Here is a 14,283-nt window from a genome sequence, read left to right on the forward strand (position 1 = left end):
CGCCATGGAAGCCATCATCGGTGTACTCATCTTCGTGATCGCGTTGTTCGCCGTGATCACGCTCATCCGGTCCGTCCGCATCGTGCCGCAGCAGCGGATGGACGTCGTCGAGCGGCTGGGTAAGTACAAGCGGACCCTGTCGCCCGGCCTCAACCTGCTGGTGCCGTTCGTCGACGCGGTGCGCAGCAAGGTGGACATGCGCGAGCAGGTGGTCAGCTTCCCGCCGCAGCCCGTGATCACCTCGGACAACCTGGTCGTCTCGATCGACACGGTGCTCTACTTCAAGGTCGTCGACCCGGTCCGGGCGACGTACGAGATCAACAACTTCCTGCAGGCCATCGAGCAGCTCACCGTCACCACGCTGCGCAACGTGATCGGCTCGCTCGACCTCGAGCGAGCCCTGACCAGCCGCGAGGAGATCAACCGGCACCTGTCGAGCGTGCTCGACGAGACCACCGGCCGCTGGGGCATCAAGGTGACTCGGGTGGAGATCAAGGCGATCGAGCCGCCGCCGAGCATCCGCGACTCGATGGAGAAGCAGATGCGCGCCGAGCGGGAGCGCCGCGCGACCATCCTCAATGCCGAGGGCCACAAGCAGGCGGCGATCCTCACCGCCGAGGGTGAGAAGCAGTCCCAGGTGCTGCGCGCCGACGGTGACCGGCAGGCCCGCATCCTGCAGGCCGAGGGCCAGGCCAAGGCGATCCGCACGGTGTTCGACGCGATCCACACGGCGAACCCGTCGCAGAAGGTGCTGGCCTACCAATACCTGCAGGCCCTTCCGCAGATCGCGAACGGCGCGGCGAACAAGGTCTGGTTCATCCCGACCGAACTGTCCAAGTCCCTCGAGGGCCTGGGCGGCGCGCTGGGCGGACTGGCCAACATGGTCGGCGACAAGCCTTCCGAGGCGGTCGACTCCGCCGCTGTCGAGCGCGAGGCGATCGCGGCCGCGGAGGCCGCGCAGGCCGAGGCCGAAGCGGTCAACCGGCAGGTCCGGGCGGCCGAGGCGCAGGTCTCCGGCGACAACGGCCCGCGGGGCCTGCCCGCCCCCGAGCCGATCCCGCCGTCGGCCGCGCTGGGCAGCGCCGACTACAACGGAGCGGGCGAGCCCGAGCGCGCCTGATCCGTCGACGATGACGGCCGGTTCCCCTGGGGACCGGCCGTCTCTCGGTGAACACGCGTCCCTTTTCGGGCGTTTCGCAACGCGCCGGCCGTCCATTTGGGATGCTGGTCGCAAGGTTCCACCGACGGTGCCCCCGAGCCGCACGGCCGCGAGCGAGGGCGTCGCCATGAGCATCAGCCAGCACCAGACCGCCAGCGGACGTCCACTGCGGGTCGCGCCGGCCTGGGTCGGCGCCGCGCGCCCGGCCGCCGCCGCGGACGACGGCTTCCATCCGGTACGCGAGGCGGTGTGGATCTGGTCGGTCCGCCGCTACGCCCGAGCCGCCCTCTGGGCCCTTCCCCTGAGCGCCCTGCTCCTCGGCTGGTCCACCCTGGCGGTGTCCACCCCGCCCGGCCCGCTCGTGGTCCGGCTGGCCGCGGGCTGGTGCTCCACGATCGCGATGATCGCACTGGCCGCGCTGCTGGCCGGCTCGCGCACCCGGCGGACGGCGCTGGCCGGGCTGCTGGTCGGGCTGGCCGGCTCGATCGTGCTGCTGCCGGTGGCCGCGTTGCCCGCCGGGGTCGCGCCGGACGGCAGCCCGCTCGCCGCCGACCAGGTGCGCATCGTGGCGCTGACCGGCGCCGCGGTCCTGGGCACCGGCTGGCTGCTGCTGGGCTGGGCGGTGTTCCGGAGCAGGCTGGTCAACCCGGCGGACGGCGTGCTGCTGATGCTGGCCGCGGTGTCCATCGGCGCCGGCACGTACGCCACGAAGCCGCTGCCCACCGTCGGCGCCCTGCTGCTGCTCGCGGCCGGGATGGGTCTCGCCTGGACCGGTGGACGGCTCATCCCGCGCTCCTGACCCGCAGATGGCATGCTGTGACGTCATGGCGAAGGTGATCGGCGACATCTCAATTTCCCTGGACGGATTCGTGACCGGCCCCGATCCGGGCCCGGGCGCCGGGCTGGGACGCGGCGGCGAGGGCCTGCACGTCTGGGCGCTGGAGGGCGACGACACCGACCGCGCGGTGTTGCGCGAGACCACCGATGCGACCGGTGTGGTGATCATGGGCCGCACGCTGTTCGACTTCGTCGACGGGCCGGACGGCTGGACCGACGAGATGGGCTACGGCGCGGCCGAGGCCGGCGTCCCGCCGGTGCTGGTGGTGACCCGCAACCCGCCGGACGAGGTCCGGCTCGGCGACCGGTTCTCGTTCGTGGTCGACGGCGTCGGCAGCGCGGTGTCCAAGGCGATCGCGATGGCCGACGACCGCGAGGTGAACATCATGGGCGGCGCCCAGGTGATCCGTGGCGCGCTCGAGCTGGGCCTGATCGACGAGCTGCGCCTGCACCTGTCCCCGGTGATCCTCGGCGGCGGCACCCCGCTGTTCGTGGATGCGTCGCCGCGCGAGCTGCGGCAGATCCGCGTCCGCCCATCGGCGCACGCCACCCACCTGTACTACCGGGTCGACTGACGACGGTGCCGATCGTCCACGAGATCACCGATCCGGCCGACGTCCGCCTCGGCGACTACCGCGCCCTCACCGACCTCGAGCTGCGGATCAAGTGGGAGCCGCCGAACGGGCTCTTCATCGCCGAGGGCGAGCTGGTGCTGCGCCGCGCGCTGCGGGCCGGCTACCGGCCGCGGTCCTTTCTGATCGACGCCAAGCGCGTGGACCAGCTGGCCGACCTGCCCGACGACGCCCCGATGTACGCGGCCAGCCAGTCGGTGCTGGAGAGCGCCACCGGCTTCCACGTGCACCGCGGCGTGCTGGGCTCGTTCCACCGCCTGCCGCTGCGCACCGCCGGCGAGCTGATCGCCACCGCCGGCCGCCTCGCCATCCTCGAGGACATCAACAACCACACCAACATCGGCGCGGTGTTCCGTGACGCGGCGGCTCTCGGCGTGGACGCCGTGCTGCTGTCGCCGACCTGCGCGGACCCGCTCTACCGGCGGGCCGTCCGGGTCAGCATGGGCGAGGTCTTCGCGGTGCCGTACGCCCGCCTCGAACCCTGGCCGGACGCCCTGGCCGAGGTCCGCGCGGCCGGCTTCACGGTGCTCGCGATGACCCCGTCGCCGGACGCCGTGCCGCTGAACAGGCTGACGCCCGAGCAGCGCGCCCGCACCGCCATGCTGCTCGGCGCCGAGGGCCCGGGCCTGTCGAAGCACGCGCTGGCCGCCAGCGACGTGCCGGTGAAGATCCCGATGCGCCGCGGCGTCGACTCGCTCAACGTGGCGGCCGCCGCCGCGGTGGTCTTCTGGGAACTGGGCAGGGACGACCTGTGACCGAGATCCTGGCCATCGCGCCGGCTCGCATGACCTGCGATCCGGCCTCCGACTTCGAGGACGACGGCCTTCCGTCGGTTGTGTACCGCATCGAGCGGGCACGATGGGAGTCATGACCGACGAGCTCGAAGTCGCGCCGCTGGACCACCTGCGCCGCCGGCGCAGCGCGAAATGGCGCAAGTTCCCCTCCGACGTGATCCCGCTGACCGTGGCCGAGATGGACTTCGACCTCGCGCCGCCGGTCCGGTCCGCGCTGCGGGACGCGATCGACGCCTCCGACACCGGCTACTCGGCGGCGCAGCCCGAGCTGGGCGAGGCGGTCGCCGGGTTCGCCGCCGCCCGCTGGGGCTGGGACGTGGACCCGGCCGCGGTCACCGCGATCACCGACGTCGGGGTCGGCGTGGTCGAGCTGTTGCGGGTGCTCACCGGGCCGGGCGACGTGGTGGCGATCAGCCCGCCGGTCTACCCGCCGTTCTTCGACTGGTCGCCGGAGGCCGGCGCGCGCCTGCTGGAGGTGCCGCTGCACCGCGACGACACCGGCTACCGGCTCGACCTGCCGGCCCTGGAGGCGGCGTTCGCCACCCACCCCGCCGTCTACGTGCTCTGCAACCCGCACAACCCGGTCGGCCGGGTGCACACCGCGGACGAGTTGACCGCGCTGGTCCGGCTCGCGCGGCTCTATGGGGTGACCATCGTCAGCGACGAGATCCACGCGCCGCTGGCGTTGCCCGGCGCCGTGCACACCCCGCTGCTCTCGCTGCCCGGCGCGGGCGAGGTGGCGGTGAGCGTGGTCTCCGCGAGCAAGGCGTTCAACCTGGCCGGGCTCAAATGCGCCGCGGTGGTGACCGGGTCCGCCCGGCTGGCCGGGGTGGTGGACGCGTTTCCGCCGGACGCGCGCTGGCGCACCGGGCATCTCGGCGTGCTGGCCACCATCGCCGCGTTCCGGGACGGCGGGCCGTGGCTGGACCGGCTGCTGCAGACCCTGGCCGCCCGTCGCGCGCAGCTCGGCGATCTGCTGGCCGAGCGTCTCCCGGCGCTCGGCTGGCATCCGCCGGAGGCCACGTTCCTGGCCTGGCTGGACTGCACCAAGGTGGGCGCCGACGAGGAGCCGCAGCGGTTGTTCCTGGAGCGCGGCCGGGTGGCGCTCGAGCCCGGCACCGCGTTCGGGGCCGCGGGCGCGGGTTTCGTCCGGCTCAACTTCGGCACCGGGGCGCACGTGCTGGACGAGGCGACGGCACGGATGGCGGCCGCTCTCGGTGGGTAGGCGACGAGTGACCGTCCGCGGCAGTACGGTTGTACTGTTCGGCGTTCTCTCAGCGTCCGGGGGGTGTGCAGGGTGACGTCCGGCTCCGACCCGCATCTGATGGCGCTGCTGCGCGCCATCCGGCTGCGGCTCGCCGCACCCGACGCGGCGGCGGCCGGCGCCGCGGACACCGCGGCAGCTCTAGGCGGGCACGAGCCGCCTGCCGCCACCCCGATGCCGGGCCGTCCACCGGCCGAGCTGTCCCCGCCCGCCACCCGGCTGGGCCTCCCGGCCGGCCCGGCGGCAGCCGACGCGGAGCCCGAGCGCCCGGCGAACGCGGACCCCTTCGCCCAATCCGCCCAATCCGCCCAATCCGCCCAGTCCAGCCAGTCCAGCCTGCCCGGCGCGCACCCGGCCGGCCCGCCACTGCTGCCCGGCCCCGACACGTTAACCCCGAGCGCGCCGCCGTCCGTGCCGCCGGCCATCTACGGCCCGGCGGCGCCGGCCACCCCACCGGGTGAGGCGCCGCCCCCGGAGATCCCGGAGGTCCGATCCCAGCCCGCGCCCCGCCCGCATTTCCCGCCCGCCACACCGGGCCGCCTGCTGCCGCCGACCGGTCCCGCCGGCGCCAATCCGGTGGTCGGGCATCCCGCGCTGGGCAGCACCGCGCCGGACGCCCCGCACCCGCCGAACCCGGCTCCGCCGCCCGCGAGCCCGGCGCCACCGTGGGCCCCCGGGCGTCCACTGTCGACTCCGCAAGCATCCCCGCCGGCCACCACCGCGCCCGGACCGGGCAGCGCCAGCCCCGGCGCGCTGGTCCCGCACGAGGTCGGCGGTGACCCGATCCCGTGGACCGCGAGCGGTGTCCGCCCGGTGCACGGTCCGACCCACTATCAGGGCGGCGTGATCTCCACCGGCCCGGTGAGCATCGACCCGGTTCAGGCCTTGTCCGCAGTCGGCCGCCCGGTACCCGGGCAATATCCTGAACCGGTGATCCCGTCGACTCCGGTGACGCCCGGGACGCCGCTGCCCGGCGTACCACGGGTGGGCAGCCCGGCCCCCGGCGGACCCGGCGGCGACGGGATGAACCCGGCGGACGACACGGCGCTGCGCGAAGTGCAGCGGCTGGTCGGCAACAGCCTCTCGATGGCCGGCGGCGCCGACGAGGTCGCGACCCGGCTGCGTGCCGCGCTGGTGCTGGCTCAGCCGCAGTTGATGGCCCAGCTGCCGGGCGGGCCGCAGTCCCAGCGCGAGCAGCTCGCCCAGGCGCTCACCTGGCTGGCGCACCACCTCGACCAGCCGCCCGCGCTGGTGGCCGGGTGCGTGCAGCTCGGCGCGGCGCTGGCCGAGTGCGGCGTGCAGCCGCAGCAGCTCACCCTGGTCGGGGCGGCGCTGGCCGAGGCGATGCGCGCCGGGATGGCGGCGAACGGCTGGCGGCAGGACTTCGACCAGGCGTGGCGCAGCACCTGGCAGCACGTGCACGAGTGGATCGGGCACGGCGCCGACACCGCGCGCTACCAGCCGGCCACCTGGCTGGCCGAAGTGGTGTCGCACGAGCTGCGCCGGCCCGACCTGGCCGTGGTGCGCTTCCGGCCCTACCTGCCGATGCCGTTCCGCCCGGGGCAGTACGCCCGGATCGAGGTACCGGCGCTGCCCGGCGTCTGGCGGCCCTATTCGCTGGCCGGTTCGCCCCGCCGCGACAACATCGTGGAGCTGCACGTGCGGGCCAAGAGCGAGGCCGGCGTCTCCGGCGCGCTGGTTTATGCGCTGCGTCCCGGCGACCGGGCGCGGTTCGGCCGGGCCGAGGGGCACATGGGCCTGCCCGAGGGCTCCGCGCGCGACCTGCTGATGGTGGCCGGGGACACCGGCGTCGCGCCGCTCAAGGCGATGCTCGCCGAGCTGGCCGCGACCGGCGACCGGCGCAACGCGGTGCTCTTCTGGGGCGTGCGTGATCTGGACGAGCTGTACGACATCGAGGAGATCGCCGCGCTCGCCCGCGCCTGCCACCGCGCGACCGTGGTGCCGGTGGTCTCCGTCGGCGAGGCCGGGCAGTACGCGTCCGGCCTGGTCACCGAGGCCATCGCGGCCTACGGCGAGTGGTCCGGGGCGGACGCCTTCCTGGCCGGCCCGCCGATCATGCTGGAGGCCACCCGGGCCGCGCTCGAGATGCTCGGGGTCGCGCCCGAGCGCATCCACCACGACTCCCCGGAGGGCTGATGACGGTCGACGTGATCCACGGTGAACCCATCGACGACCCGTTCCGCAGTCTCGAGAACGCCGAGGATCCGGAGACCGTCGCGTGGTGCGCCGGGCAGGACGCCCGGTTCGCCGCCGCCCGGGACTCCTGGCCGGGGCGGGACACCTGGACGGCCGGGCTGGAGAAGCTGTTCGCGGTCGGGTCGGTGGGCGCGCCCTACTGGCGGGGTGAGCGGGCCTTCTCGATGCGCCGGGACCCGGGCCAGGACCACGCCGTGCTGCTGGTCACCGAGCCGTCGGGGGAGGAGCGGGTGCTGGTCGACCCGGGCGCCATCGACCCGTCCGGCGGCACGGTGCTGGACGCCTGGTCGCCGTCCAAGGAGGGCGACCTGCTGGCGTACGCGCTGAGCGAGAGCGGCACCGAGTGGGCCACGATCCGGGTGCTCGACGTCGGCACCGGCGAGGTGGTGGACGGGCCGATCACCCGCACCCGGCATCCCTCGGTGGCCTGGCTGCCCGGCGGGCGCGCGTTCTACTACCCCCGCTTCCTGACCATGGACGACGGCGACACCGAGCGCCGGCTGCGGCAGCGCGTCTACCGGCACGAGGTGGGCACCGACCCCGAGTTCGATCAGCTGGTCTTCGGCGACGACCTGCCGCGCGCCACCCACCTCGGCGTGTCCACGTCGGACGACGGCGGCTGGATGGCGATCACCGCGACCCGGGGCACCGACGCCCGCAACGACGTGTGGCTGGCGGTGCCCGGCGACCACGTGCCGATCCCGGTGAGCGTCGGCGAGGACGCGCACACCTATGCGTTCTTCGACGCGACCGGCCGGGTCTATCTGCTCACCAACCTGGACGCGCCGCGCTGGCGGCTGCTGCGCTGGGTGGACGGCGACCGGCGCGAGCTGCTGCCGGAGGATCCGGAGGCGGTGCTCGGCGACGCCGAGGTGCTGGCCGACGCCGGGCTGCTGGTGCTGGTCCGCAGCCGGCACGCGGTCAGCGAGGTCACCGTGCACGATCTGGAGTCCGGTCGCGAGCTGCGCCGCCTCGCCCTGCCGGGCCTCGGCACGGTGAGTGAGATCTCCCGGCGCCGCTCCGGCTCGGAGGTGTGGCTGAGCTTCACCGACTTCACCACCCCGGGGTACGTGCTCCGCGCCGACGCCGCCGACGGTGCGCTGACCGAGCACGCCCGTCCGCCCGGCACGCCCGGCACCGCGGTGTCGACCCGGCAGGTCACCTACACCTCGGCCGACGGCACCCCGGTCCGGATGTTCCTGATCGAGCCCGCCGACGCCCCCGACGGCCCGAAACCCACCATCCTGTACGGCTACGGCGGCTTCAACGTGCCGATCACGCCGGGCTACTCGCCGTTCGTCCAGGCCTGGGTCTCCCGTGGCGGCGTCTATGCGGTGGCGAGCCTGCGCGGCGGCAGCGAGGAGGGCGAGGCCTGGCACCGGGCCGGCATGCGCCAGCACAAGCAGAACGTGTTCGACGACTTCGCGGCGGCCGCCGGCTGGCTGGTCGAGAACGGCGTCACCACCCGCGAGCAGCTGGGCATCCGGGGCGGCTCGAACGGCGGCCTGCTGGTCGGCGCGGCGCTGACCCAGCACCCCGGCGCCTTCCGCGCGGTGGTCTGCTCGGCACCGCTGCTCGACATGATCCGGTACGAGAGGTTCGGGCTCGGCGAATACTGGAACGGCGAGTACGGCACCGCCGCCGACCCGGTCGAGTTCGGGTGGCTGCGGGCCTATTCGCCCTATCACCACGTGCGCCCCGGCACGGCATATCCGGCGGTGCTGTTCACCGTCTTCGAGGGCGACACCCGGGTGGACACCATGCACGCCCGCAAGATGTGCGCGCTGCTGCAGCGGGACACGGCCGGCCCGGCGCCCGTCCTGCTCCGCCGCGAGCTGGGTGTCGGGCACTCGTCGCGCTCGGTGTCCCGCGACATCGGCCTGGCCGCCGACGAGCTGGCCTTCCTGGCGACGCAGCTCGGTCTCTAGTTTTCGCTAGCCGAGCGCGTCGGCCAGCGCCTTGGCGTAGCGCGGGGGAGCGAAGGACGGGCCGCCGGGCGCGAGCACCTCTTCGCGGGAGGCGGAGATCCAGGCGGACGACGGCACGGCGGCCTGCAGCGCGGTCAGCACCGGGGTTTCGGCCCACTGCTCCTGCTCGCTCATCATCGTCAGCGCGACCACCGACTCCTCGACCTCGCCGACGCACTCGAACGGCTTGTGCGCGTCCACCCCGAGCAGCTCGAGATAGCCCGGGATCTGCGCCTCGTCGGCGAACAGGTCCTTGCCGAAGATGTGCGCGAGCCGCTCGCGGGGCATGAACGGCGCCATCGCCAGGAAGACGAACCGGCACTTCGGGCAGTCACCGCACCAGCGCACGGTCGGGTCGTGCAGCTTGAACGCCTGGTTACAGCTCGTGACCACGTTGTCGTACTGCTGATGCGTGGCGAAGAGCTGGGCGATGCGCAGCTCGGAGAGTGGGCGCAGCAGCGAGAAATAGGGCTCGGTCAGCCCGGCGTGCGCGGTCACCGCGGCTCGCAGCAGCCCCTCGGCGGCCACCCCCTTGGACCACTGGTGGTTGACCTCGTGACCGTTCCAGATCAGGTTTGGATCACTCGCCGAGCGCTCGTTGGACATCACCACCGGGCCGAGCCCGTGCCAGACCGCGGTGGCGATCGCGATCAGCGAGTTGATCGCCGTCACTGGGATGTGCCCGTTAAGCCCGCCCGCCTTGTTCAGCTCGAACAGCCGCGGGTCGAGCTTGCGCCGGGCGGCCAGCGCGGGCAGCCCGGAGGCGGCGTTCACGCTCTCGATCACCGGGTTGGGGTTGACCGAGAACGGCACCGGGTCGAAGCCGGCCTGGCGCAGGATCTCGAGGGTGACGATGGAGTCCTTGCCGCCGCCGACCGCGGACAGCGGCCGGCCCTCGGCGTTGTCGATCGGGCCGGCCGACGGGACCAGGTCGCCGGTCTCCACCACCAGCTCCAGCACGTGCGGCAGGTCGTTGCGGTACGCGTACTCCGACATGCCCTTGGAGTAGACGGCGGTGAACAGGGCGGACGCCTCGGCGGGCACCCGCACCGGCGCCAGCACCCGGGTCGTGCCGCCGGCCTTGTAGTAACTGACCCCGGCCACCACGTGCAGCAGGTCGAGCACCCGGTGGAAGGCCTCGGGCACCGGCCGATCGCTGCGCGGGAAGGTGACGGTCTCGGTGAACCGCTCGGGAGCCGGCCCGTCGAGCTCGTAACCGAAGCTCGCGACGCCGGTCTCCGGATCGAAGGACCACGTCGTGCATCGGAAGACCTCGTACTGCTGACGCACCCGCATACTCCCGTCATCGGACCAGCGCGCAATACTAGTCCGACTCGGACGAGGGGAGCACAGTGCGTCTCGCTGACCTGCAGGGCCGATCGGTAGCGGTGTGGGGCACCGGCCGGGAGGGCCGCGCCGCGGTGACCGCGATCGCCGCGCACCGGCCGTCCCGCCTGCTCGCGGTGGACGACAGCGCCAACTTCCTGTCCGTGCCGTGGGAGGGCGACCTGGCCCGGCTGGCGCCGCTGGCCGGAGGCGATCACGCGTTCGGCGCGCTGGTGGCGTCCGACGTGGTGGTCCGCTCGCCGGGCATTGCGCAGACCCACCCGTGGATGGCCGAGCTGCGCAGACGCGGCGTCCCGGTGACCGGCGGCAGCGCGTTGTGGATGGCCGAGCACGCCGGGCGCACCGTCGGGGTCACCGGCAGCAAGGGCAAGAGCACCACGTCCAGCCTGCTCAGCCATCTGCTGGCGGCGGCCGGCCGGCCCAACGTGTTCGGCGGCAACATCGGAGTGCCGCTGCTCGACCTGCCACCCGCGGAGCTCTATGCCCTGGAGCTGTCCAGCTACCAGTGCTCCGACCTGACCGATTCGCCCCGGGTGGCCGTGGTCACCTCGCTCTTCCCGGAGCATCTGGATGCGCACGGCGGCGAGCGGGAGTACTACCGCGACAAGCTCAACATTCTGGCGCACAGTCCGGAATTGATCGTGGTGAACGGCGCCGACGAGCGGTTGATGGCCGAGATCGGCGGCGTCACCGACGCGAACGGTTTCGCGCCCGTGCCGGCCGGCGCCGACGACTCGCGCTTCCGGGTCGAGGCGGACGGCCTGGTGTGGTGCAGCGACGACGCGCTGTTCGAGCGCACCGCGCTGCGGCTGCGCGGCGTGCACAACGGGCGCAACCTGTGCGTGGCCCTGGCCGTGCTGGACGGGATGGGTGTCGACGTGCGGACGCCGGAGATCGAGGCGGCGGTGCGCACGTTCGAGGGGCTGCCGCACCGGCTGGCCGAGATCGAGGATCCGTCCGGGCTGACCTTCGTCGACGACACGCTGTCCACGAGCCCCTATTCGGCGATGCACGCGATCGACGCGTATCAGGGGCGGGCGCTGACCGTGCTGGTCGGCGGCACCGACCGGGGGCTGGACTACGCGCCGCTGCGCGAGCACCTGCGCGACCGCGAGCTGACCGTGATCGGCATTCCGGACAGCGGTGAGCGGATCGTGGCCGAGCTGGCCGGGTTGCCCGCGGTGCGCACCGAGGTCGCCGAGGACCTGCCCGCGGCGGTCGCGCTGGCCCGCAAGCTCACGCCCGAGGGCGGCGTCGTGCTGCTCTCGCCGGCCGCGCCCAGCTATGGCCGCTATCGCAACTTCGAGCACCGCTCCGAGGTCTTCGTGCAGGCGGTCCGCGACACCGCCGTGTAACCCACCGAAGTGGTAGCCCAGCCGTGCATCCGGGGTGTGCACGCACGGCTGGGCTACCACTTTGTGTTTTGACTGGTCTCTCAAACTGGGCTAACGGGACATTGCTGACTCTCGGACGGTAAAGGTTATTTAGGGATTGAAGCACGTCGTTCTTAGGTCACGGTTTGAAAACTTCGCCCAAATTCTTGACACGAGGGGGTCCGCAGTAAGAACTTTTACCGCAACAGTTAACACTCTTTCCTGAGGGGACGGCCCATGGTCGAGCCAGAGGTGGACGGCGCCGCAGCGACCGCGGTCGTCGACACCCCCGTGCGCGACCACGCGCCCGCGTTCGACCGGCACGGCGACGAGCGCAACGGCTCGGACGGCGTGCTGGTGCGGATCCGAACCCTCCTGCCGGAGTTCACCGGCGCCCTGCAGAGGGTCGCCGAACAGGTTCTCGCCGACCCGGCCGCCGCATCCCGGGCGACCATCGTCGAGCTGGCCGAGCGCAGCGGCACCTCACCAGCAACGGTCACTCGTTTCTGCCGCGCGCTCGGCTTCGACGGCTACGCCGACCTGCGGCTGGGCATCGCCGCGGAGACCGGCCGGGCGCGTTCGGCGGGCTGGACCGTCGACATCGGCCGGGAGATCCAGCCGGGCGACCCGCTGGAGCGCGTGCTCGGCCAGATCATGGCCTCCGACACCCGGGCCATGCACGACACCGCCGCCCTGCTCGATCTCGCCGAGGTGGAGCGCGCCGCGGTGGCCATCGCGACCGCGCCGCGGGTGAACATCTTCGGCGCCAGCGGCAGCGCGCTGGTCGGCGAGGAGATGCAGTTCAGCCTGCACCGCATCGGGGTGCCCGCATGGGCCTGGCTGGACGTGCACAACGGCCTGGCCAGCGCCGCCCTCTCCCGGGCCGGCGACGTCGCGCTCGGCATCTCGCACAGCGGCGAGACCGGCGAGACGATCGAGCTGCTCGCCGAGGCCAGCAGCCGCGGCGCGACCACCATCGCGCTGACCAGCTTCCCGCGTTCCCCGCTGGCCGAGCTCGCCGACATCGTGCTGCTCACCGCCACGCAGGCGACCACCTTCCGGCCGGACGCGCTCTCCGCGCGCCACCCGCAGCTGGTCGTCCTCGATCTGCTCTACGTCGCCGTCGCGCAGCGGACCCACGAACGTTCGCATGCCGCGTTCCAGCGCACCGCCCAGGCCGTCAGCGGACACAAAGCCGCCAAGGACGGGACGCCCGCACCATGACCGACACCAATCGCCCCACCAATAAATCAGAATTTTTACCAAAAACCCCCTCAGGAGGAACCGTGAAGCGCAAGATCGCGCTCGCCGCGGCACTCGCCACCGCGTTGCTTGCCGCCGCCTGCGGCTCGGACAGCAGCACGAGTGGCACGCCGGACGTCAACGCCTCGGTCGACGGCAAGGGCAAGACCCTCAAGGTCTGGCTGATGGTCGACGCCCAGTCCGGCTGGAAGAACGTGGTGGACCAGGCCAACGAGCGGTTCACCGCGGCCACCGGCGCCCAGGTGCAGATCGACTATCAGCAGTGGGGCGACCACCTCGCCAAGGTGGACGCGACGCTGGCCGGCTCGGAAGTGCCGGACGTGATGGAGCTCGGCAACACCGAGATGCCCAAGTACGTGTTCAACAACGCCTTCCACGAGCTGGACAAGGCGCAGTACGAGAACTCGGCGAACTGGCTGACCGGCCTGTCCGCGCCGTGTGAGTTCGAGGGCAAGACCTACTGCGTGCCCTACTACGCCGGCGCCCGGGTGCTGATCTACAACACCGAGCTGTTCGAGAAGGCCGGTCTGCAGCCGCCGAAGACCTACGAGGACGTCGTCGCCGCGGCCACCACGCTGAAGCAGAAGAACACCGGCAGCAAGTTCTCCGCGTTCTACGCCCCCGGCCAGTACCAGTACATGGGCCTCGCGTTCGCGGTCAGCGGTGGCGGCACGATCGCCAAGAAGGACGGCGACAAGTGGACCGGCACGCTCTCCGAGGCGTCGGTGCAGGAGGGTCTGACCAAGTGGAAGGACCTGGTCACCAACTTCTCGGTCGGTGACAAGACCAAGGACGAGCTGGACCAGGCCGCGATCTTCAGCCAGGGCCAGAGCGGCATGATGTACGGCGCGGGCTGGGAGGCCGGCGCGGCGCAGGAGCAGCCGAAGGACCCCAACGACCCGGCGTCGGAGAAGGTCAAGACCAAGGTCAACGGCAAGGTCGCCACGGTCGCGATGCCGAGCATCCCGTCCTTCCTGGGTGGCTCGAACGTCGGCGTCACCGCCAAGGCCGCCAACCCCGAGCTGGCCGCGCAGTGGATCAAGATCTTCACCGACACCAAGTCGCAGGAGCTGCTGATCGAGAAGGGCGCGCTGCCCAACGCGACCAACCTGCTGGACAAGGCCGCCGCCAAGGAGGGCAACGCGGCCGTCGCCGAGGCCGCCAAGAACAGCTGGTTCGTGCCGATGGCGCCGAAGTGGGCCGAGGTCGAGTCGGCCAACGTCATCCCGCAGATGCTGGTCAGCATCGCCACCGGGAAGGCCACCGTCGCGGACGCGACCAAGAAGGCCGACGAGCAGATCACCACCATCCTCAACAGCTGACCGCCCGCGCCGCCCGCCCGGGATCGGGCGGGGGGGGGGGCCGGGCCCCTCGAAAAGAAGGGGAAAGAAGCCGGAGGTTCCTCGTCGACTCCCCCTCCGCACCACCAT

The 14,283-nt window shown here is 72.4% G+C and carries 11 protein-coding genes; 10 read left to right on the forward strand and 1 reads right to left on the reverse strand.

The window, feature by feature from the left end; all coding sequences use genetic code 11:
- The first annotated feature begins 4 nt into the window (after positions 1-4).
- The 7 genes from ACZ6TI_RS42140 (at position 5) to ACZ6TI_RS42170 (ending at position 8,831) form a co-directional block, all read left to right on the forward strand.
- Entirely contained in the window at positions 5-1,120 is a 1,116-nt protein-coding gene (locus ACZ6TI_RS42140) for an SPFH domain-containing protein (RefSeq protein WP_465350891.1), read from the forward strand.
- A 166-nt stretch (positions 1,121-1,286) separates the two neighbouring features.
- Positions 1,287-1,958 carry a hypothetical protein gene (locus tag ACZ6TI_RS42145; RefSeq protein WP_465350892.1) on the forward strand — a complete coding sequence of 224 codons (672 nt, stop codon included), beginning with the start codon at positions 1,287-1,289 and terminating at the stop codon, positions 1,956-1,958.
- Between the two features lie 25 nt (positions 1,959-1,983).
- Complete coding sequence (locus ACZ6TI_RS42150) at positions 1,984-2,571, forward strand: dihydrofolate reductase family protein (RefSeq protein ID WP_465350893.1); 588 nt, start codon at positions 1,984-1,986, stop codon at positions 2,569-2,571.
- 5 nt (positions 2,572-2,576) lie between these two features.
- The gene (locus ACZ6TI_RS42155) at positions 2,577-3,383 is read left to right on the forward strand and encodes a TrmH family RNA methyltransferase (protein ID WP_465350894.1); all 807 of its coding nucleotides are present in this window, start codon (positions 2,577-2,579) and stop codon (positions 3,381-3,383) included.
- Positions 3,384-3,495: 112 nt separating this feature from the next.
- Positions 3,496-4,647: a MalY/PatB family protein gene (locus tag ACZ6TI_RS42160; protein WP_465350895.1), complete on the forward strand. Its 1,152-nt coding sequence runs from the start codon at positions 3,496-3,498 to the stop codon at positions 4,645-4,647.
- Positions 4,648-4,719: 72 nt separating this feature from the next.
- Positions 4,720-6,843 carry a flavohemoprotein gene (locus ACZ6TI_RS42165; RefSeq protein ID WP_465350896.1) on the forward strand — a complete coding sequence of 708 codons (2,124 nt, stop codon included), beginning with the start codon at positions 4,720-4,722 and terminating at the stop codon, positions 6,841-6,843.
- On the forward strand, positions 6,843-8,831 hold the full coding sequence (locus tag ACZ6TI_RS42170; RefSeq protein WP_465350897.1) for a prolyl oligopeptidase family serine peptidase: 1,989 nt from the start codon (positions 6,843-6,845) through the stop codon (positions 8,829-8,831). The genes ACZ6TI_RS42165 and ACZ6TI_RS42170 overlap by 1 nt, the downstream gene beginning before the upstream one ends.
- Before the next feature lie 6 nt (positions 8,832-8,837).
- Here the strand turns inward: ACZ6TI_RS42170 and ACZ6TI_RS42175 are convergent, their stop codons facing one another.
- Positions 8,838-10,166 (reverse strand): MurL-like N-terminal domain-containing, encoded by a 1,329-nt coding sequence (locus ACZ6TI_RS42175; RefSeq protein ID WP_465350898.1) that lies wholly within the window; start codon positions 10,164-10,166, stop codon positions 8,838-8,840.
- 56 nt (positions 10,167-10,222) lie between these two features.
- On the opposite strand from ACZ6TI_RS42175, the gene murD reads away from it, so the two are divergent.
- The 3 genes from murD (at position 10,223) to ACZ6TI_RS42190 (ending at position 14,175) form a co-directional block, all read left to right on the forward strand.
- A complete protein-coding gene (gene murD, locus ACZ6TI_RS42180) occupies positions 10,223-11,572 on the forward strand; it encodes a UDP-N-acetylmuramoyl-L-alanine--D-glutamate ligase (protein ID WP_465350899.1) in 1,350 nt (449 codons plus the stop codon).
- 255 nt (positions 11,573-11,827) lie between these two features.
- Positions 11,828-12,814, forward strand: coding sequence for a MurR/RpiR family transcriptional regulator (locus tag ACZ6TI_RS42185; protein WP_465350900.1), 987 nt, complete (start codon positions 11,828-11,830; stop codon positions 12,812-12,814).
- 62 nt (positions 12,815-12,876) lie between these two features.
- Positions 12,877-14,175, forward strand: a complete 1,299-nt coding sequence (locus ACZ6TI_RS42190) for an extracellular solute-binding protein (protein ID WP_465350901.1) — start codon at positions 12,877-12,879, stop codon at positions 14,173-14,175.
- The last annotated feature ends 108 nt before the right edge of the window (positions 14,176-14,283 follow it).

The sequence above is a fragment of the Actinoplanes sp. NPDC051388 genome, assembly GCF_055586225.1.